Source organism: Hymenobacter aquaticus (assembly GCF_004765605.1).
Classification (GTDB): Bacteria; Bacteroidota; Bacteroidia; order Cytophagales; family Hymenobacteraceae; genus Hymenobacter; species Hymenobacter aquaticus.
The window spans coordinates 792,868-812,722 of the sequence record NZ_SRLC01000002.1; the positions used below are offsets into that span (position 1 = coordinate 792,868).

At 64.4% G+C, this 19,855-nt stretch carries 11 protein-coding genes; 4 read left to right on the top strand and 7 right to left on the bottom strand.

Annotation, left to right across the window (positions count from 1 at the left end; all coding sequences use genetic code 11):
• Positions 1–71: 71 nt before the first annotated feature.
• Together E5K00_RS16070 and E5K00_RS16075 are read right to left on the bottom strand one after the other, a co-directional pair.
• Positions 72–3,992, bottom strand: a complete 3,921-nt coding sequence (locus tag E5K00_RS16070) for a DUF7948 domain-containing protein (protein ID WP_135464328.1) — start codon at positions 3,990–3,992, stop codon at positions 72–74.
• A 61-nt stretch (positions 3,993–4,053) separates the two neighbouring features.
• The gene (locus E5K00_RS16075) at positions 4,054–7,533 is read right to left on the bottom strand and encodes a DUF7948 domain-containing protein (protein WP_135464329.1); all 3,480 of its coding nucleotides are present in this window, start codon (positions 7,531–7,533) and stop codon (positions 4,054–4,056) included.
• A 109-nt stretch (positions 7,534–7,642) separates the two neighbouring features.
• Here E5K00_RS16075 and E5K00_RS16080 point away from each other — a divergent pair, with 109 nt between their 5' ends.
• The 3 genes from E5K00_RS16080 (at position 7,643) to E5K00_RS16090 (ending at position 11,538) form a co-directional block, all read left to right on the top strand.
• Entirely contained in the window at positions 7,643–8,785 is a 1,143-nt protein-coding gene (locus E5K00_RS16080; protein ID WP_135464330.1) for an endonuclease/exonuclease/phosphatase family protein, read from the top strand.
• Between the two features lie 235 nt (positions 8,786–9,020).
• Positions 9,021–10,523, top strand: a complete 1,503-nt coding sequence (gene cysS / locus E5K00_RS16085; RefSeq protein ID WP_135464331.1) for a cysteine--tRNA ligase — start codon at positions 9,021–9,023, stop codon at positions 10,521–10,523.
• On the top strand, positions 10,513–11,538 hold the full coding sequence (locus tag E5K00_RS16090; protein WP_135464332.1) for a M28 family peptidase: 1,026 nt from the start codon (positions 10,513–10,515) through the stop codon (positions 11,536–11,538). Before cysS ends, E5K00_RS16090 begins: the two co-directional genes overlap by 11 nt.
• 220 nt (positions 11,539–11,758) lie before the next feature.
• On the opposite strand, the gene E5K00_RS16095 is transcribed toward E5K00_RS16090, so the two are convergent.
• The 5 genes from E5K00_RS16095 to E5K00_RS16115 all read right to left on the bottom strand — a co-directional run bounded on the left by E5K00_RS16095 (position 11,759) and on the right by E5K00_RS16115 (position 18,222).
• Complete coding sequence (locus E5K00_RS16095; RefSeq protein ID WP_135464333.1) at positions 11,759–13,777, bottom strand: galactose oxidase early set domain-containing protein; 2,019 nt, start codon at positions 13,775–13,777, stop codon at positions 11,759–11,761.
• Between the two features lie 32 nt (positions 13,778–13,809).
• A complete protein-coding gene (locus E5K00_RS16100) occupies positions 13,810–15,588 on the bottom strand; it encodes a T9SS type A sorting domain-containing protein (protein ID WP_135464334.1) in 1,779 nt (592 codons plus the stop codon).
• Positions 15,589–15,598: 10 nt separating this feature from the next.
• Entirely contained in the window at positions 15,599–16,225 is a 627-nt protein-coding gene (locus tag E5K00_RS16105) for a hypothetical protein (protein WP_167856924.1), read from the bottom strand.
• A 555-nt stretch (positions 16,226–16,780) separates the two neighbouring features.
• Positions 16,781–17,305, bottom strand: coding sequence for a GNAT family N-acetyltransferase (locus E5K00_RS16110; RefSeq protein WP_135464336.1), 525 nt, complete (start codon positions 17,303–17,305; stop codon positions 16,781–16,783).
• A 14-nt stretch (positions 17,306–17,319) separates the two neighbouring features.
• On the bottom strand, positions 17,320–18,222 hold the full coding sequence (locus E5K00_RS16115; protein ID WP_135464337.1) for a S66 peptidase family protein: 903 nt from the start codon (positions 18,220–18,222) through the stop codon (positions 17,320–17,322).
• Between the two features lie 170 nt (positions 18,223–18,392).
• On the opposite strand from E5K00_RS16115, the gene E5K00_RS16120 reads away from it, so the two are divergent.
• Positions 18,393–19,619, top strand: a complete 1,227-nt coding sequence (locus tag E5K00_RS16120) for an alpha/beta hydrolase fold domain-containing protein (protein ID WP_135464338.1) — start codon at positions 18,393–18,395, stop codon at positions 19,617–19,619.
• Positions 19,620–19,855 lie beyond the last annotated feature (236 nt).

Sequence of the window (19,855 nt, forward strand, 5' to 3'; positions counted from 1 at the left end):
GCTGGTGCAAAGATAGATGGAAAAAATGCCGAAAGCAAGCCGCCCGCGCGGGCCCGGCGGGAGCCGGCGACCTACCGGCTTATTTCGATCCAGCCCTTGATGATCACGCCATCGACCTGCTGCAAATGGTAGTAGTAGGTGCCGTCGGGTACCTGCCCGCCGTCCCAGTCGTTGCGGTAGCTCACGGATTCGTAGACCTTGTTGCCCCAGCGCGAGAAGACCTGCAAGTGCGCCGGGCAGCCGTTGGTGGCCAGAAACACGTCGTGGACTCCGTCTTTGTTGGGCGTAAAGATGTTGGGAATCTGGAAGCCCGGCGTTACCTCAACCACGGGCAGCTCGAGCTGCACGGTGCACAGGCCGTTGTTGTAGGGGCGGATAATGCGGGGCGTGTAGCGGCCGGGCTGGCTGTACACGTGCTTGGTGGAGTTGCCGGAGCCCTGGGTACCGTCGCCGAAGTCCCAGCGCACGCCGGCGAAGCTGTTGAGAGGGTCGGAAAAGGTCACGGTGAAAGGAGCCTGCCGGGTTTCGGCGCACTGATCGGCCTTCCAGACGGCGGCGTACAGGGGCGGGGTGGCCACCGTGATGCGCCGGGTGCCCGAACTGCTGCACACCCCACTGACCGTGTAGGTGAGCGTAACGGAGCCCGTGAGGCCGGCGGGGGGCGTGAAGATGCCGCTGCTGCTCACGTTGGGCCCCGACCAGGTGCCGCCGGCCGGCAGGGCCCGCAACCGGAACGCCGCCGTCGAGCCGGGACAGATAATGGTGTCGGTGGGCATGGAAATTACGGCGGGCGCCATGACGGTTACGGGCAGCAGCCCATTCGCGTCGCAGGCGCCGTAGCCGCTGCCGGTCTGGTAGCGAAGGGCGAAAGTGCCAACCCCCGCCAGAGAAGGGGTGAAAGTGTAGCCGCCGCTGGTGTAGCGCACGCCGGAGCCGCTCCAGGTGGCCTGGCTCGATAGGGCTACCGGCGTCGAGCTGGTGGAGCAGTAGGTGCCCAGGGCCGGGGGCGTGAAGATGGTGCCCTGCTGCACGGTAGCCGTCAGAGTAGCGGTGCTGGCGCAGCTACCGTTGGCGGCCATTACGCTGTAGGTCAGGACGCGGGAGCCGACCAAAGCGGCGGAGGGGGTGAAGACGAACCCGGCGGCGACGGAGCCGGATACGCCCGGCCCGCTCCAGGTGCCACCCGCCGGCAGGCCGCCCGTCAGGGCCACGGGCAGGGCCGTCGAGCAGGTCGAGAAACTGTTGCCGGCCGTGGTCCGGATTACCTGCATCGTCTGGGTAGCCTGCAGCGTACAGCCCCCCGTCGTTACGTTATAGGTGACGACGTAGCTGCCGGAAGCCAGGGAGTTAGGGTTAAAGGTGTTGCCGCTGACGCCGGGTCCGGAGAAGGTGCCGCCGGCGGGCTGGGCCGACAGCGTCACGGAGGGCATTGGTGTAAAGTTGTTCTGACAGAAGGCGGTTTGGCTAAGCCCGGTGAAGGCTGCCGCAGGAGGCGACGCCACTACCGTGAGCCGCAGCGTCGAAACGCCGCCGCAGGGCCCTACGCCCGTAACGGTGTACGTCAGCGTCTGGACGCCCAGCAGGGCCGCAGAGGGCGTGAAGAAGTAGCCCGCCGCCACCGAGCCCGACACGCCCGGCCCGGTCCAGGTGCCGCCGGCCGGGGAGCCCGTCAGGGGCTGCGGACCAGCGGCTACGCACACCACGCCATCGGTGCCGGCCGTTACGGTCACGGATTCAAAGTTGAACTTCACCGCCGCGTTGTTGCAGCCCGAAGGACTGCCCGAAGTGGGCGAGTAGGAGCCCGCGCCGGGCGGCACCGGGAAGCCGGGGTTGGCAAAACCGGCCTGGCACAGGCAGACGGCCTGGTACACCACGCCGCGCGGGTCGAAGCGCGAGGTGCCACCATCGACATGGTCGCCGAGGCCGCCGTTCTGCCCCATGTAGGTGGCGTAGTCGAGCCGGGTAGCATCGGGGGCCAGCTGCAGCAGGTAGAAGTCGGCCCCGTCGGTGGTGCGCTGCACGGCGTTTGAGGTGACCGGCAGGCCGGCTACGCTGCCGTTGGAATACGGATAGTCGGAGTTGATGCCGCCGCCCCAGCCCGTGGCGTAGATGCGGTTGCACTGGTCGACCAGAAAGGCCGTGGGCGAAATGTCGATGCTGGCCCGGCCGCTGCCGAACACGGTGGAGAAGTCGGTGGCCGACAGTGTGGCGTTGAGCTTGTGGATAAACTGCCGGCTGCCCGCGTTCTGGTAGCGCCCCGCCGTAACCGGGTAGCTGCCCAGCGACTGGCCCAGCACGTACACGGCCCCGCTGCCATCGAGCTGCACGAAATAGCCCTGGTCGTAGCCGGCCGTGCCCAGGTAGGTAGACTGCTGAATCTGGTTGCCGCTGCTGTTGAGGTGCAGCAAAAACCCGTCGGTGCCGCCCCGGGCGGTGGGGTTAAGGCTGCCGGGGGTGGTAGGAAAGTTGGGGCTGGTAGTGCCCCCGGTTACGTAGAGGCCCCCGGCTGCGTCGAACTGCAGGGAATACGCCGCGTCGAGGCCGCTGCCGCCCACGAAGCTGCTCCACAGCAGCGAAGTAGCCGTGGAGTTGAGCTTGCACACGACGCCATCGTAGGTTCCGCCCCGGTAGGCGCCGCCCAGGCCGTTGGTCGTGGGAAAGTCGGTGGAAGCGGTATTCGTGGCCAGGTAGATGTTGTCGTTGGCGTCGAGCAGAATGTCGCCCCGGAAATTGTCGCCCCAGTTCTGGACCAGCGGGCTGAGGTTTTTGTCCATCACCCCGTCGTTGCCGGTGCCACCCAGGAAGGTGGAGGCCACCAGCGTGCTGCCGTTGGCACTCAGGCGGCTGATAACCAGGTCGGAGCCGTTAGACATGCTTACCAGGCCCGGATTGACGAAGGGGCCGCCCCCAAACGTGCGGTCGTAGGCTGCGGCCGATACCGGGTAGTCGCGGGAGCTGGTGGTGCCCATCACGAACAGGTCGCCCTGGCTGCCGACCACCAGGCTGTTGGGATACTCAATGTCGGTGCCGCCCAGGTAGGTGGCCCACACGCGGGAGGCGGGTCCCGTGGTAGCGGTGTTGAATTTGATGATGGCAATATCGGCCGAGCCGGCGAAGGTAGTGCGGTAGGCGCCGGTAGTGACGGGGTAGCCGCTGCTGAAGGCAATGCTGGCCGAGTACAGGTTGCCTTGCTGGTCGTAGGTGGCCGTGAAGCCCAGGTTGTTGGCCATCGACCCCGTGAAGGAGGAAAAGACAACCGTGGGGTCAATTGTCAGGGCATGGCTGGGGTTGTAGGCGCCGAGCTTGAAGCGCACCGTCTGGCCTTCGAGCACGTAGGCGCAGGCCACGGCGCGGCGGTGGCCGGCGGCGTCGGTTTGCCAGGCTGTGGGAGCCAGCTCGCGCAGCACACCTACCGAGGTGCGCACTTCCAGGCTGCCGTCGGACGTCAGCGTCACGGATTCGGCACCTTCGTAGCGCAGCCCGATGGCGGCCGGGTCGGCGCCGGCGGCTACGGCAAAGTCGTATTCCAGCTGTTGCTGCTGGTTTTCATAGAACCGGGCCCCGATGCCCGACCAGATGTCGGAGTACTGCAGCTGCCGGAACCCGCGCACGTTGTGGGCCCACTTGCTGGGGTCGTTGCCGAGCAGGTAGTTGCGGACCTCGGTCGTGGGACTTTCAACCTCCAGGGCCGGCTGCGGGGCCCCACCGACGAAAGCCACGCGCAGCCCGTGGGCCTGGATGTATTTGGGGCTGGCGCCGCGCTTGGGGCTGTGGTCGTGGGGGACGTTGGCCCGCAGGGAGTAGGTCAGGCCGCCGGGCTCCAGAAACAGGCGGCCGTCGGGGAGCTCGGCGCCGTAGCGTACCACGGCCGGCCACTGGCCCCGGTTTTCGACAAATTCCAGCGTGGGGGCTTCCTCCCCGTGGGTTTGCGCTTGGCCAGAGCTAAGGCAACAGGTGCCCAAAAAAGCCAGACACAGTAATTTTCTCCACATACATGGGACGGTTAATGATAAACGGAAAAAGGGAAAGTAAAGGTAAGCAGGCCCCCGGCAGTTAGCGCTTTATTTCTACCCAGCCTTTGGCCGTGCGGCCTTCCTGGTCGCGCAGGAAATAGTAGTACACGCCGTCGGCCAGGTTCTCGCCCCGCCAGTCGTTAAGGTAGCTGGCCGTTTCATAGACCTTGCGGCCCCAGCGGTTGAAAATCTGCAGGGAGGCGGGCTGGCAGCTGAAGCGCGGCACAAACTGCTCGTTCACGTTGAACGGGTCGTTGTTGGGAGTAATGATGTTGGGCACGAAAATGTCGCCCACGTTTACCGGGGCAAACTGCGTGACGACTACGCAGTCGGCGTAGCGGGCCGTGAGCTTGACCTGGTACTGGCCCGCGTGCTCGTAGACGTGCGTGGGGTTGGCCAGCTGCGAAGTGGCCCCGTCGCCGAAGCTCCACTGGTAGGTGCCGCCGGGCAGAATAGGGTCGAATCGGCAGGTAAACGGGGCCAGGCCCGTGTACTGCGGGGCCGCCGCGCAGGCCGGCACGTTCAGAGCCACGTTCTGGGCCGGCGAGGGCGCCAGCGTGATGGTGCGGGTGTCGGCCGAGCTGCAGGTATTGTCGGAGAAGGAGTAAGTAAGCGTCAGGATGGCCCCGCGGTTGTTGGTGTTGGGCGGGGTAAACAGGCCCGCGGCACTCACGCCCGGTCCGCTCCAGGTGCCCCCGGCCGGCGTTGCGCCGGTGAGCTGCACGGCATTCAGCTCGTAGGAGCACAGCGTCAGGTCGGGGCCGGCGTCGGCGGGCCGCACCGGGTCGACGACCACCGTGCGCGTCACGGAGCCGCAGCGCGTGGTATCGGCGAAGGAGTAGGTGAGCGTGTGGGTGCCGGCCTTGGCCAGGGCCGGAATAAACGTGTTGCCGCTCACGCCGGGGCCGCTGAACGTGCCGCCGGGCGGCGAGGCCGCCAGCGCAATCGGGGCCGTGCGCGTCACGCACTGGGTTAGCACCGGCTCAAAAGTGGGGGCCAGCTCGGGCGTCACGGTCATGCGCAGCGCCCGGGTGCTGACGCACACGCCGGTCGAGGCCACCGCGTAAGTCAGGATGCTGGTGCCCAGCAGGGCCGCTGAGGGCGTAAACTGGTAGCCGCCGCCCGGCGTGGCCGACACGCCGGGGCCCGTCCAGATGCCGCCGCCGGGGCTGCCGCCCAACACGATGGGCGCGGCGCTGACGCACACGGAGCGGTTGGGTCCGGCGTCGGCGAGGCGCACGCCAAAGTCAATCTTGAAGGCGGCATTGTTGCAGTTGCGGCTGTTGTTGCGGTCCGAAAACAGGCCGCCGGGCAGGGTCGGGAAGGCCGAGCTGCCGGCGCAGCCCCCGCACACGGCCTGGTAGACGATGCCGCGCTTGTCGAAGCGCGAGGTGCCCCCGTCGACATGCTCACCGCGGCCGCCCTGCTCCCCGAAGAAGGTGGCGTATTCCAGCGCCGTCATGCCGGGCGTAAACTGGGCGATGTAGAAGTCGGAGCCGTCGGTTTCGGGGTCAAGGGCGGTGGGCGTCACGGGCAGGCCGCTGGTGCTGCCGCCGCTAAACCGGTCATTCACGGCCCCACCCCACCCGCAGATGTAGATTCGCTCGCAGTCGTCGACCAGGAAGGCGGTATGGGAGATATCCGGCGTGGAGCGGCCCGTGCCGTACTGGGTCGAATACAGGCTCCGGCTCAGCGTGGGGTCGAGCTTCTGCACGAACTGCTGGCCGTTGGGCTGGTAAAACAGGCCCGGCGTATGGGGATATTCCCCGATGGTTTGCCCGAGCACGTACACGTTGGTGGCCGCATCCAGCTGCACGAAGTACACCTGGTTGTAGCTGGTGGTGCCCACGTAGGTAGCGTGCTCCAGCCTGGTGCCCGCGCTGTTCAGGTGCGCCACGAAGCCGTCCGGGTCGGTATTGGGGTGCTGGGGTTTGTAGCTGCCCGCCGTGACGGGAAAGTTGGTGCTGACGGTGCCACCGGCCACGTACACCTCGCGCTGGGGCGTGAGCTGAATGGAATAGGCCGCCTCCACGTTCGAGCCCCCCAGATAAGTGCTCCAGAGCAGGGTTTTCAGGTCGGGGCTGAGCTTGCAGACCACCGCATCGGTGGCCCCGCCGCCGTAGGCCGGCTGAATGGCCGCGGCCCCGGGCACCGGGAAGTTGCGGCTGCTGGTCACGGACGCCAGGTACACGTTGCTGGCGCCATCGGTGATGACGTCGCCCCGGAACTGGTCGCCGTAGTTGTGGGCCAGCTGGCCGGTAATGCCGTTGTCGAGCACCAGGCCGTCGTTGTCGGAGCCGCCCAGGAAGGTGGAAGCCCGCAGCACCGAGCCATCGGCACTGAGCTTGGTCACGATGATATCCGACCCGCGGCCGTAGGTCAGCCCGTTGACGTTGAGCGTGCGCGGGCCCCCGTTAAAGGAAACGTCGTAGGCCCCGGCCGTCACCGGGTAGTTAGGCGAGCCGGTCGAGCCCATAATCACCAGCTCCCCGGCCGTGTTGACGACCATGCTGTGGGGCGCTTCGGTCGAGTCGCCGCCCAGGTAGGTGGCATAGAGCCGCGAGGCGGTGCCGGTGGCGGCGGTGTTGTACTTGATAATGGCAATGTCGACCTGACCGTTGAAGGACGTGTCGAAGGCCCCGGTGCTGACCGGGTAGCCCAGCCCGAACACGATGCCGCCCGAGTACATGTGGCCCTGCGGGTCGTAGGTGGCCGTGAAGCCCCAGTTGTCGGCCGAGGAGCCGGTGTAGGTAGAAAACAGCACCGTGGGGTCGATAACCAGCGGCAGTTGGTGGTTGTAGCGCCCCAGCCGGAACGACACCACGTTGCCCTTGAGCACGTACTCGCAGCTGACCGGCACGCGCTGGTCGGCTACCTGCTGCCAGGCCCGGGGCGCCAGCTCCGTCACGGCGCCCACCGAGGTTTGAATGCGGAGCTGGCCTTCCTCCAGCCGGAGCTTGTCGGCACCGGTGTAGCGCAGCCGGATGAGCTCGGGCCGGGCTTCGGGCTGCACCATAAAGTCGTATTCGAGGTGGGCGCTCTGGTTTTCGTAGAGCTGCACGCTGATGCCGGGGTACACGCCCGTGTAGCGCACCTGCCGGAAGCCCGCCACGCCGGCGGCCCACTGCCTGGGGTCGTTGCCCAGGAAATAGTTACGGTGCTCGGGCGTGGCTTCGGAGCCCGCCAGGGTGGGCTTGGGGTTGCCGCCCTCGAAGGTGACGGAATAGGCGTGGGCCCGCAGCCGGTCGGTGGTGGCTTCGTGGCCGTGGTGCTTTTCCAGGGCCTGGCCATCGGCAAAGACGTAGGTGAAGCCGCGGTTTTCCAGGAACAGCCGCCCGCCCGGCAGCTCGGCCATGTAGCGGGCCCGGGCGGGCCACTGGCCTTTGTTTTCCACGAATTCCAGGGTCTTTTCCGGGGTGGCGTGCCCCGGCTGCGCCAAGCCCGCGCGGGCCGGTAGCAGCATCAGAACCAACAGAATAGCACGGGTAAGAATAGCGGGAACGGTAGAGGGTAATTGCATAGCGAAAGATACGTGCAAAATGTCGTGCTTTTCACTCCCCGGGCGCACCTATACCCGCGGTGTGGCCGTAACCTATACCTTTGCTTTGCCCGCGTTAGGGTTTTCGATTGTGCGCCGTTCCTTTGCCTTCAAGTCTACCCTGCTCGTTATAGCGTGGCTGCTGCTCGCCATTGCCTGCGTGCAGATTCCGTCCCGGCTGTTCTGGCCGGCTTCTTTCGGAGCCCTCACCCTGCCCCTGGCCCTGGGCCTGAACCTGGCGGCCGTGGGCTACTGGCTGCTGCGCAGCTGGCGCGTGGCCGTGCTGCCGGCCGCCGTGGCGTTTCTGACCTGGCCCCACTTTCAGCGCGGCCTGGCCCTGCACCCGCTCCGCACCGAGCCCGCCGCCCAGACCGACCGGAGCGTGCGGCTGCTCAGTGCCAACGTGCGCATCTTCAACGTGTATGCCCAGCTGCGCGAAAAGGACCCGGAGTCGCCGGGCAAGTTCATTCAGTGGCTGGCCGAAAACCCGGCTGACGTGCTGTGTTTGCAGGAGTTTTACAACGAGCCCGTGGGCAGCCGCACCGGGGAAGGCCGCCTGTTTCGCAGCGCCGACAAGATCGGGCAGCAGGCGGGGCGGCAGGTGTTCGTGTCGAAAACCCTGACCAACGGGGCCGGGGCCGAGTTTGGCATGGCCATCTTCTCGCGCTTTCCCATCGTGGGCCGCGGCACCATCTCCTTCGACCGGCTCACCCAGAACCACGCCATGTACGCCGACCTGCGCCTGCCCACCGGCGACACCATCCGGGTCTACAACTTCCACCTGCAAAGCATGAGCATGGATGAGAAGGACATCGTGGACAGCTACTCCAGCAAGGCGGGCCTCAAGAAAAAGGGCCTGGGACTGATGCGGCGCTTCAAGCGCGGCCTCGTGGCCCGCAGCGTGCAGGTCGATACGCTGGTGCGCCGCTTCGACCGATGTCGGTACCCCATGCTGCTGTGCGCCGACCTGAACGATTTGCCCTACAGCTACACCTACGACCAGCTGGCCGACCGTTTCCAGAACGCCTGGGCCACCGTGGGCAACGGCGTGGGCGCCACCTACAACGGCCGCCTGCCTTTCGTGCGCATCGACAACCAGTTTGCCAGCCCGCAGTGGCAGATCGGCAACTTCGCGGTGCACTACGAAATTCCGTACTCCGACCATTTCCCCACCTCGGCCATCTACACGCTGTCGGAAGCTTCAAGCCAAGTGCCAAAGCAGCCGGCTGACTAGCGGATATACCGGAAATGGAACCCGTTGTACTGGCTAGTGAACTTTTTGTACTGACAAAACGGGTTTATGTACCGTTTTTGTGCTCAGCGCGGGTCAGTTGCCGAGTATTACGGCCCCGGTTATTTCGCGGCGGCGCAAAACAGCGGCCGTATTGTTTGTTTACAGCCGGTAATCCGCCCGATAATCCTGCGTAATTCACCTCGGGCTGACCGCCAAATCTTTCTACTTTTGCCCCATGCAGCACCCGCTCTCCTTATATAATACCCTTACCCGTCGCAAAGACCAGTTCGTGCCCGTCAACGCGCCCTTCGCGGGCGTGTACCTGTGCGGGCCTACCGTGTATAGCGAGGCGCACCTGGGCAATGCCCGCGGCCCGGTGGTGTTCGACGTGCTGACGCGCTACCTGCGCTACCTGGGCTACACCGTGCGCTACGTGCGCAACGTAACCGACGTGGGTCACCTGGAAAGCGACGCCGACGACGGCGAGGACAAGATGGCCAAGGCCGCCCGCGCCCAGCGTCAGGAGCCCATGCAGATTGCCCAGCACTTCGTGAACCTCTACCGCCAGAACATGCTGGCCCTGGGCTGCCTGCCCCCCGATATTGAGCCCCAGGCCAGCGGCCACATCACCGAGCAGATTACGATGGTGGAGGAAATCATCGAGAACGGCTTCGGCTACGAAGTCAACGGCTCGGTGTATTTCGACGTGCCCAAGTACAACGCCGAGCGGGACCGGTACGGCAAGCTTTCCAACCGCAGCATCGAAGACCAGCTGGCCGGCACCCGCGACACGCTGGCGGGCCAGGACGAGAAGCGCAGCCCCCTGGATTTTGCCATCTGGAAAAAGGCCGCGCCCGAGCACATCATGCGCTGGCCCTCGCCCTGGGGCGAGGGGTTCCCCGGCTGGCACCTCGAGTGCTCGGCCATGAGCCGCAAGTACCTGGGCCAGCTTTCCGACATCCACGGCGGCGGCCTCGACCTGATGTTTCCGCACCACGAGTGCGAAATAGCCCAGTGCCAGGGCAGCCACACCCACACCGACGAGTCGCGCTTCTGGGTGCACAACAACATGATAACCGTGGATGGCACCAAGATGAGCAAGAGCCTGGGCAACTTCGTGCTGCTCGGCGACATGTTCAAAGGGCCCACGGCCACGCTCACCCAGGCCTACTCGCCGATGGTGGTGCGCTTCTTCCTGCTCCAGGCCCACTACCGCTCGCCCGTCGACGTGAGCGACGAGGCGTTGCAGGCGGCCCGCAAAGGCTACCGCAAGCTGATGAACGGCCTGCGCCTGCTGGAAAAGCTGCAACTGCCCGACGGTACTGAGCGCGCCGCCGACACCGAGAAGGCCGACGCCGAGCTGCGCAAGCTGGTGGCCGACATCTTCGTGGGCCTGAACGACGACCTGAACACGGCCCGCGCCATTGCCAGCCTGTTTAACCTGGTGCGCAAGTTCAACGGCTTTTTCGCCAACCTCGCTACCCTGGGCACCGTGAGCGAAGCGGCCCTGGAAGAAGCCCTGGAAGCCTACCGCACCGTGGTAACGCAGGTGCTGGGCTTGCAGGACGAGCCCCGGGCCAACGCCGAGCAGCTGCTGGAGCTGACCCTAGGCTTTTACCAGGAAGCCAAAGCCGCCAAAGCCTACGACAAGGTCGACCAGATCAGGGCGGCGCTGAAAGGGCAGGGCATTGTAATCAAAGACTCAAAAACCGGCGTTGACTGGGCATATGAAGAATAACAGAATTGGACTGGCCCTGGCGCTGGCCGCGGGGTTGCTCGTGGCCAGCTGCGGCCCGGATAAAAAGGAAACCGCCGACACCACCTCCACGCCCGAGACGCCGAAAGTAGCCGCGCCCAGCTTCAACGCGGATTCGGCCTACGCGTTTACGGCCCGGCAGGTCGCTTTTGGTCCCCGCGTGCCCAACACCAAGGCCCACGTAGCCACCGGCGACTGGCTGGTGAAGCAATTCAAAAGCTATGGCCTGACGGTGAAAGAGCAGCCCTTCGAGGTTATGGCTTTCGACGGCAAGATGCTCCGCTCGCGCAACATCATTGCCCAGTTTGCCCCCACGGCCGCCCGGCGCATTGCCGTGTTTGCCCACTGGGACACGCGCCCCTTCGCCGATAAGGACAAGGAAAAGAAAAACGCCCCCCTCGACGGCGCCAGCGACGGGGCCAGCGGGGTAGCCATTGTCCTGGAAATGGCCCGGGTGCTCAGCCAGCAGGCCGCCGCCCAGCAGCCCGGCGTCGGCGTCGACTTCATCCTGTTCGACTCCGAAGACTACGGCTACGACTCGTCCACCCAAAGCGACCTGAAGGATCAGCTCAGCGCCCAGGGCAAGGACAGCTGGTGTTTGGGCTCCCAGTACTGGTCGAAAAACCTGGTGCCGGCCGGCTACAAGCCCAGCTACGGCATCTTGCTCGACATGGTGGGGGCCAAGAATGCCAAGTTCAGCCGCGAGGAAACGTCCCGGCAGTATGCCCGCGACGTGGTGGATAAAGTGTGGAATACCGGCGCCCAGCTCGGCTACTCCGACTTTTTCCTGTTCCAGGACAGCCCTGGCATCGACGATGACCACGTGTACACCAACCAGGCCGGCGTGCGCACCATCGACATCATCGACCACCTGCCCGTCGGCGACGACTACTTCCCGGCCTACCACCACACCACCCAGGACAACATGAGCGTCATCGACAAGCGCACCCTGAAAGCCGTGGGCCAGACCGTGCTCCAAACGATTTACAACGAGTAGCCCCGAGCTATTCCGCTGAAAAAAGGCCCGGCAACCTGCATTGCCGGGCCTTTTTGTTTGTATTTTCGTTAGAATTAAGCCGCAGATAGTATTTACGCTCGGGGCAAAAACAACGCTCCCCACCTTGCGGTAAAAGCTGTAGCTTCGCAGAAGACAGCAGCTAAACATCCAACGGGTGGGCACCGGGCTGGCGCTGGCCATACGACAGGAGCCCTGCAGCTTACTTTAAGTCGCACTTGGGAAAATAGTGGGTCACTCGCTGCGTGCTGGTTGCCGCGCTGCCCCCGCAGGATGACGTCACGGCTACAGCCACTGTGGCTGAGGGGGCCTCAGTGCCAAGATATACTTCTATGCTGGTGCGGCCGTCGTATGAGGGCTGGTAGTAACCATCAATAGTCCACCGGTAGTCGGTGCCAAGGTTGGTGCCCGCCGCCGATACCCGCATCATTGCCGCACAGTTGTTACTGTTTCTGGGGGCGGTAGAAAGAGCCACGGCCGCTGCGCAGTTGCTGGGCCCAATCTTGACAATGTTGCCCACTGAGGGTATCCCATTCCCATCGAGGAGAAACAGCAGGTAGTGCCCCGGCGGACAGGCGTTGGCATCGGGTGGGGCGGTTACCGTAAGGCCATTGGTTGTCTGGGTAAAACTTGATTCAGCAAAGCGTTGATTCATGTTGAATGAGTGCGTTACTGACGAGAGCCGTACCCAGGTCACCCGCGTGATACGAGCATAATCAGGGGTTGGGAGAATGAACGATTGCCCGTACCCTACGGCCGGGGGCACACCGCCGACACTAGGCCGTGGGCCATTGAACAGGTAGGGTGGGCTGTAGATTTCCGCGTCGTAATGCGCCGTGAAACCACCTCCTTCGCCGCCGCCGGCCGAGAGCACCCTTCCGTCGGGCAGTAGCACGGCCGTGGAATGATAGAGGCGTGGAACTTTCATAGCCGCCACCGTACGCCACGAGCCGTCGGGAGCCGTGGCAGTGGGCGGCGTCCAGATTTCAGCCGACAGAACGGCATCGGCATCCACGGTAGTAGCCGCTGACACGCCGCCCGTCACCAGCACCGTCCCATCGGGCAGCAGCGTGGCATTAACGTGCTGGCGTCCAAAAGCCATGTTGGGCCCGAAACGGAACTGCGGGCTAGCACTGTTCAGGTCGATAAGCTCCGTGGTGCGCGTAACGCCCCCGAAGCCACCCCCACCCGCAATCAGGATTTTGCCGGGCGCGTACATCACAGCCGTGCCTGCTTCGTGCTCGCCCAGGTCGTATTGGTGCAAGTCCACCGCCTGCGGATGCGCCAGTTGATGTCGGCCCACATCTTGCCAAGCGCCCGCGCCGGTAGTGCTCAGATAACCGGTATTACTGTTGGGCCCGGCATTGAACACGCGCCCGTCCGGGGCCCCAAACATCATCGGGTAGAGCGGCAGCCGCCGCGCAGCCCCGGTAAGCCGTCGCCACCCGCCGCCGGTTTGCCAGACTTCGGGAATGAGATTCTGGGTGGTCGGGTTAGCTTTGGCATTTGGTGCTGGTAAATTACCTCCGTGTATCTGCCCCGCAATAGCGAGAGACTCCCCATTTGCCAGCGAGGTATTCGTAGGGTACCAGCGGCGCTCGGCCATTAGCGGCACAGCGTGCGAGGAAGCAGGCGTTTGCCAGGTGCCCGTGCTGAAGTCGAAGATGTTAGCGTCGGCAATACCAATATAGCCCTCTTGCACTTTAGTAGGAGGCTGTAACGGGTCTGGGGAAGGAAATACAGTGCCGTAAGAATGATGCCCTCCCGCCACCAGCAGCTTGCCATCCGGCATCAGATTATGCCCACTACAGAAGATGTTGCTATCAGAATTTTCAAATGATGTAAAAGTGCCAGTAGATGGATTCCATTGATAGGCAGGCGACATAGTCATCACACTGGTGGCATTATGTCCTTCCCAGGAAAAAACATTCCCGTTGGGCAGCACATGCGTATGAATGCCCACGATTCCGGTGCCGCCCTCCGGCCTTGCATAGGGAGTCCAGCCAAACGGGGCCGACCATTGGCCCACCTCATTAGTTGGGCGGGTAAGCCGGGCTTCCCACCCGGCAGCAGTGGTTTCGAAGCCCGGTAGCAGGTTGATAGCTTGGCGGGCGTAGACCGATGAAGAAGTAGGAGCCGCTCGCATCTCTGTGAGTGATTGGGCGCGGCAAGGGAAGACCATCCTACCCAACAGGAGGCCAAAAAATATAGCGTTGCGCATGGTCAACAGTTTCGGTACAGGAAAGCACGCGCTTATTCTACCAACAGACGCTGGGCTAGGTAGCCGGGGCTGCGCAGCAGGTACACGCCCGCGGGTAGTGCCAGCGGCAGGCGCAGCGGCCCGCTACCGGGCGTGCGGGCCCGCAGCAGCGGGCGGCCCAGCGCGTCGTGTAGCTGCACGGTCTGGCCCGGTGGCAGGCCGCTGAGCCAGACCTCACCCTGGGCCGGGTTGGGCCAGACAGCGAAAGCGGGGCCGCGTTGGGCCGGGTGCGCGGCCAATGGTGCGCTGCTGAGCTTGGCCACGAAGCCCGTGGCGTACTGCCCGGCCACGGGCTGGAGCACGGTGGGACCCAAGGTGGTCGGCGCGTTGTAGAAGCCAGCCAGGTACAGTTCGCCGGCGGCGTTGCTGGCTAAGGTAGCGATGAATGGCCCTTCGCTGGGAGCCGTGCCGCGGGCCCACTGCCAGGTGCCGGTGGTGCCGTCGAGCTGAGCCAGCAACGCGTAGCCCGAAGTAGCGTGAGTGAGCGTGAGCGGGCTGCCGTCGAAGCTGAGTGCGGGGCCCTCGAAGCGCCCAGCTACCACCACGGAGCCCTGCGGACCGGCTACGATACCATATAAGTAGTCATATGTGTCGCTGCCGAGGCGGCGGGCCCAACTCCAAGTGCGGGAAGCTACATCGAGCCGGGCTACGTAGGCCTCGGAAGTATAATAACTAAAGGTGCCATTAGAGGCGACTGGTCCCCGGTTGCTGAGCGCGTGGGCACCGAAGCGGGACGTAGCACTGTTGAAAGAGCCAGCCAAGTACAAGCCGCCCATGCCGTCGAAGGCCAACACTCGACAATCGGAGGTGCCACCTAGCGGGCCAGATTCGGCCCCGCCGTGTGTGGCCCAAGTCCAAGCGCCGGTTTGCGTGTTGAACTCAGCAACGAAAGCTTGATCGGCCACTGCCAGGTTGCCTCTGCCGGTGGGGTTCGCAGGCAGGGCAGTGGCCCCAAACTGTGCTGGTTGGCTGCTGTAGGAGCCGCCGAGCCAGGCGTGGCCCTGTCCGTCGGAGCACAGTTGCCCCACAATCTCCGAGCGGGTGCCACCACCACGCTGGGCCCAGCGCCAGGCGCCACTGGCCCCCTCAAGACGGGCCACAAACACATCGGCATAAACTGACGAACCAGCGTTGGTGAGGGTGGTGGACCCAAAGTCGGCGGCGGCGCTGGTAAAGCCGCCGGCCAAGAGTAGGTCGCCATCGGGTTCCACCACTAAGCTGAGGCCCGATTCGCCGCCGGTGCCCCCAGCGCGGTGGGCCCAGCGCCAGTTGCCTTGCGCGTCGAGGGCGGCTACAAAAGCCTCGCTGCTGGCGCTGCTATTGAACAGGCGCTGGCTGCCGAAGTCCACGCTGTAGCTGGTGAAGCCGCCGGTCACGTAGGCCTGGCCCAAGGCGTCCACGGCCACGGCAGCGGCTCCGTCGTTGCCGGCCCCGCCCACGGCCACGGCCCACAGGTAGCGGCCACTGGCGTCGAGCTTGGCCACGAAGGCGTCGGAGAGCCCGCTGCTGGTCAGCGTGGTCGTGCCCAGCGTGACCGTTTCGGTGAACGAGCCGGCCACGTACACCTGGCCCAGTACGTCCACGGCCATGCTCGTCGGGCCCCGGGCAGAGGTTTGCGAGCTGTTGACGGCGGTATTGAAGCTAGCGCAGGGCGTGGCCCAGGCAAAGGCGGGAGCCTGCGCGCGCAGGCTCGCCGGCCCTAGTGCCATCAGCAACAGGAGGAAGAGCTTCAGGCGGGCCGAGCCGCGTAGCAACGTAGGCAGGAAGAGCATAGTGGCAGCTTTAGCGTTTGCGTTCCAGAGCACCCACGCGGGCTTTCAGAGCATCGTTTTCTTTTTGCAGCGCAATCAGGTAAAGTGTCAGCTCCTCTACTTTGCGCAGCAGTACGGCATCAGTGGCGGCCAGGTCCAGACCTTGCTTTTCTACCTCTGTGGCAGCGGGCACGTCGGGCAAGTGGCGGTTGACCAGAATAAACTGCTCTACATCGGGCAGCGGCCGCAGCCGGTACGCGGGGGCAAACACGTAATCGGGCCAGGCTACGCCGGGAGCCCGCACATATACCGCATGGGCACCAAAGGGGCCTTCGACGGCCAACCGCAGGCTGCCCGCCCCGCCCGGGTTGATGCCCGTTCGGCCAATAGTCACTTTACCGGAAAACACAACGTCGCCGTTGCTCTGGAATCTGGTTTCACTGTTCCAGTTCCAGTTTGGGGCCACATACATGTCGGTGCGGCCGTCGTTCGGAGTTTGGAAAACCCAGTAATTGGAGCCGGTCAGCAACAGCGCCCCGTTCACGCTCACGTCGCCGGTGTTAGGATGCGAGCCGTCGCCCAGCACGTTAAGGTTGCCCAGTACATTCTGATTCTGGGCTTGTGCGGTGCCCGCCACCGTAAGCAAGCAAGCAAGCAAGCAAAGCGCCAATAGGTAACAGCTGTTTCATAGGAAGAATAAAAAAAGTAAAAACGATACAAGTAAACCGGCCTGGTCCACGCAAAAGCGGCAGTAGAATCAATGCCCTATCAGGGTGGGATGCCGGGGAATAGAAGGACCCGGCAGGTGAGCACCGGGTGAGAAGTGGGTAAAGCTAACAGGCAGCGCCGAGCCGGAAAAGACCGGCCGGGGCAGAAAAGTAGCAGATATGCCCGATGAATACGACAGCAAGGTGTACTATATTTTTAGTGCCGCCAAGAACGGATAACAAGCTGAGGTATCGGCAGCGGGTCGGGCAGCGGGCCAGACTGTTTTGGCGCGGGCCCGGGAGCTGCTACATCTCCCTTTGCATGTTGCTGCGGGCAATGTAGCAGACTGGCAGCAGCTCCATTGGCTTCGGCGAGAAGCTGCTACCGGTGCAGCGGAAATGCTTCGGCTAACGTCACAAAACAATGTCCAACCCCGCGCATGCTCGTTTTTTCAACGATCCTGCCAGCGGGCTACACCCGGCAGTATACTTGTTGAGGGTGACTGTTAGCCGAACAGCAGCTTGTAGTAGATGACGGTAGCGTGCAGCTCGCCCGAGGAGCTGCGGGCAAAGTCGGGGATAACGCCGCCCACGGTGTAGCCCGCCTGCTGGTAGAGCTGCTCGGAGGGGTCGTGCTGGCGGGTGTCCAGAATGAGCGTGGTGCGCTGGTGCTGGCGGGCGTGGTCTTCCACGGCCTGCATCAGCTGCCGGCCGATGCCCTGGCGCCGGGCCCGGGAGTGCACCATCACCTTGCAGACCTCGGCCCGGTGCAAGCCGTTATTTTTCGTGGCCAGGTCCAGCTGCGCGGTGCCTATGATCCGGCCGTCTGCTTCGGCCACGAGCAGCACCCGGTTGCCTTCCGTCAGGGCCTGGGCCACCTCGTGCCAGTATTCCTGCAGCTCGCCGGGGGCTACGGGCAGCATAAAGCCCAGCGCCGCCCCCGATTCCAGCGCATCCTGGAACAACTCAGTCAGGGCCGGAACCTGGGCGGTAGCCTCAAGGGCGGTAAGGGCTCGAACGACTATCGACATCAGCAAGCGGAATTTTAGAGGTAAGACAGCTCGGTGCCGGCGGCCGTGACGGTCAGCCGGGCCGGGCGGCCACAAATCAGGGCCATGTTTTGGGGCTCGTGGCCCACCGGGAAGCCGTAGGCCACCGGAAACTGGTACTTGGCCGCGTAGGTGGCAATAATTTCGTCGGGCGTCTGGCCGAAGGGCACGGCGTTGTCCTGCGGGTCGGTGAAGTGGCCCACCACCAGCCCGGCCAGGTTGCGCAGCTTGCCGGTGCGGTCGAGGTGCACCATCATTCGGTCGATACTCAGCAGGTATTCGGCCACGTCTTCCAGAAACAGGATGCGGCCGTCGGTGGGGCAGTCGGAGGCGGTGCCGGTCAGGTTTTGCAGCAGGGTCAGGTTGCCGCCGATCAGCTCGCCGGTGGCCGAGCCGGGGCGGTTGAGCGGGTGGGCCGGCACCGCGTAGCTGATTGGTTCGCCAAACAGCGCCCGGCGCAAACTTTCCAACGACGCCTCGCCGCCCGCCTGGTTGAAAATAAAGGCCATCACCCCGTGGATGCTTTCGTAGCCCAGCTTCAGCAGGTGGCAGTTCAGGGTGGTAATGTCGCTGAAGCCGGCTACCCACTTGGGGTGCTGGGCAAAGCCCGAAAAGTCAAGCTGGTCGATGATGCGGGTGGTGCCGTAGCCGCCCCGGGCGCAGAGAATGGCCCGGATGTCGGGCGCGTCGAGCTGCTGCTGCAAGTCGCGGCGGCGCAGCTCGTCGGAGCCGGCAAACTGGTGGTGCGCGGCCGTAATGGACTCGCCCAGCACGACGCGCAGGCCCCAGCGGGTCAGGATGTCGACCGCCGGCGCCATTTCTTCGGCCGTTACCTTGCGGGCGGTGCCGACCAGGGCGACCTGGTCGCCGGGGCGGAGCGGGGGAGGGGAGATGGGCATGGTGCAGAAGCCAAAAGGAGGCGGTAAACCTACGCAACCCAGCCCACTGACCCAAGCCGCCCGGGCGGTGAATCGGCTGGCTGGCAGAAAACCCTTCAGAAACAGTAGTTTATCAGGTAACCTTGCTTTCCTGGCCTACGTCTTTGTATTTCGCCTCTTCATTCCGAATCATGAAAAAACTTCTCCTCTTCCTGCTGCTGCTCGGGCTGGCCGGGCCCGCCGCCCGCGCCCAGGCCCAGATTGACACCACCCGGGGCCGCTACTACCAGCCCATTTTCCCGAACATCACCACCCGCGCCAACGTCGTGTTTGGCTCGGCCGTAACCTACGCGGGCAGCACCCAGACGCTGACCATGAACATCTACGAGCCCACCGGCGACACCGTGCGCCGCCGGCCCCTGCTGGTGTTTGCCCACGGCGGCGGCTTCGTGTCGGGCTCCAAAACCGACCAGGACGTAACCGAGCTGTGCCAGCGCTACGCCCGCCTGGGCTACGTCACGGCCAGCATTGACTACCGACTTTTGTTCTTTCCCTTCGACACGGTCAACATTGCCAAGGCCTCGGTGCGGGCCACCCAGGACATGCGGGCGGCGGTGCGCTTTTTCCGCCAGGACGCGGCTACCAGCAAAACCTACCGGATTCACCCCGGCTATATTTTCGCGGCCGGCAGCTCGGCCGGGGCGTTTATGGCCCTGCAGTTGGCCTACCTCAACAAAACCACTGAGGTGCCCGAGTACATCGGCATTGGCCAGTTTGGCGGGCTGGAAGGCAACAGCGGCAACCCCGGCTACTCCAGCGTCGTGCGCGGCGTCGTGAACCTGTGCGGCGCCCTGGGCCGCCCCAACTGGATTGAGCCCGGCGACGTGCCCTTCGTGAGCATGCACGGCACCGCCGACGGTACCGTGCCCTACGGCAAGGGCAGCGTGGGCAGCGGCCTGCCGCCCCAGGTGGTGTACGGCAGCGGCGCCCTGAAGCCCCGGGCCGACGCGGTGAACGTACCGAACCCGCTGTATACCTTCAAAAATGCCGGCCACGTGCCCTACAGCGGCACCAGCGCCCGCGCCCTGGCCTACATGGATACCACCTTCCGCTACGTGCGCGACTTTCTGCGGCCGGTGCTGCGCCAGCCCGGCACCGTGACGGGCACGCGCCCTCAGGCCCCGGTGGCCGCCCTGCAACTCTACCCCTTGCCCGCTGCCGAAGCCGTGAAGCTGACGGCCGCCACCGGCACCGTTTTTCAGCCCCACACGCTGGAGCTGCTCGACGCTACGGGCCGCGTAGTACGCCGCTTCCGCTGGGAGCAGCCCGAGCAGCTGCTCCGGCGCGAAGCTCTAAAGCCCGGCATCTACCTGTTGCGGGGCGCGGGTATAGCTACCCAGCGGGTTCTGTTTGAGTAAGTAGATTGACTGAGCTCCTGAGTCAAACGCCTCCTGCTGTATTGGTAGGAGGCGTTTTATGTATAGAAGCTGTTTAGAAAGCAAAAAAGAACGTCATGCAGAGGCGCAGCCGAAGCATCTCGCGTGCAATGGTAATCATATACCATTGCACGCGAGATGCTTCGCTACGCTCTGCATGACGTTCTTTTTTGCTTCAGTAAGCAAGGGGGGCGCAACATATGCTGGCGCAAAAATAA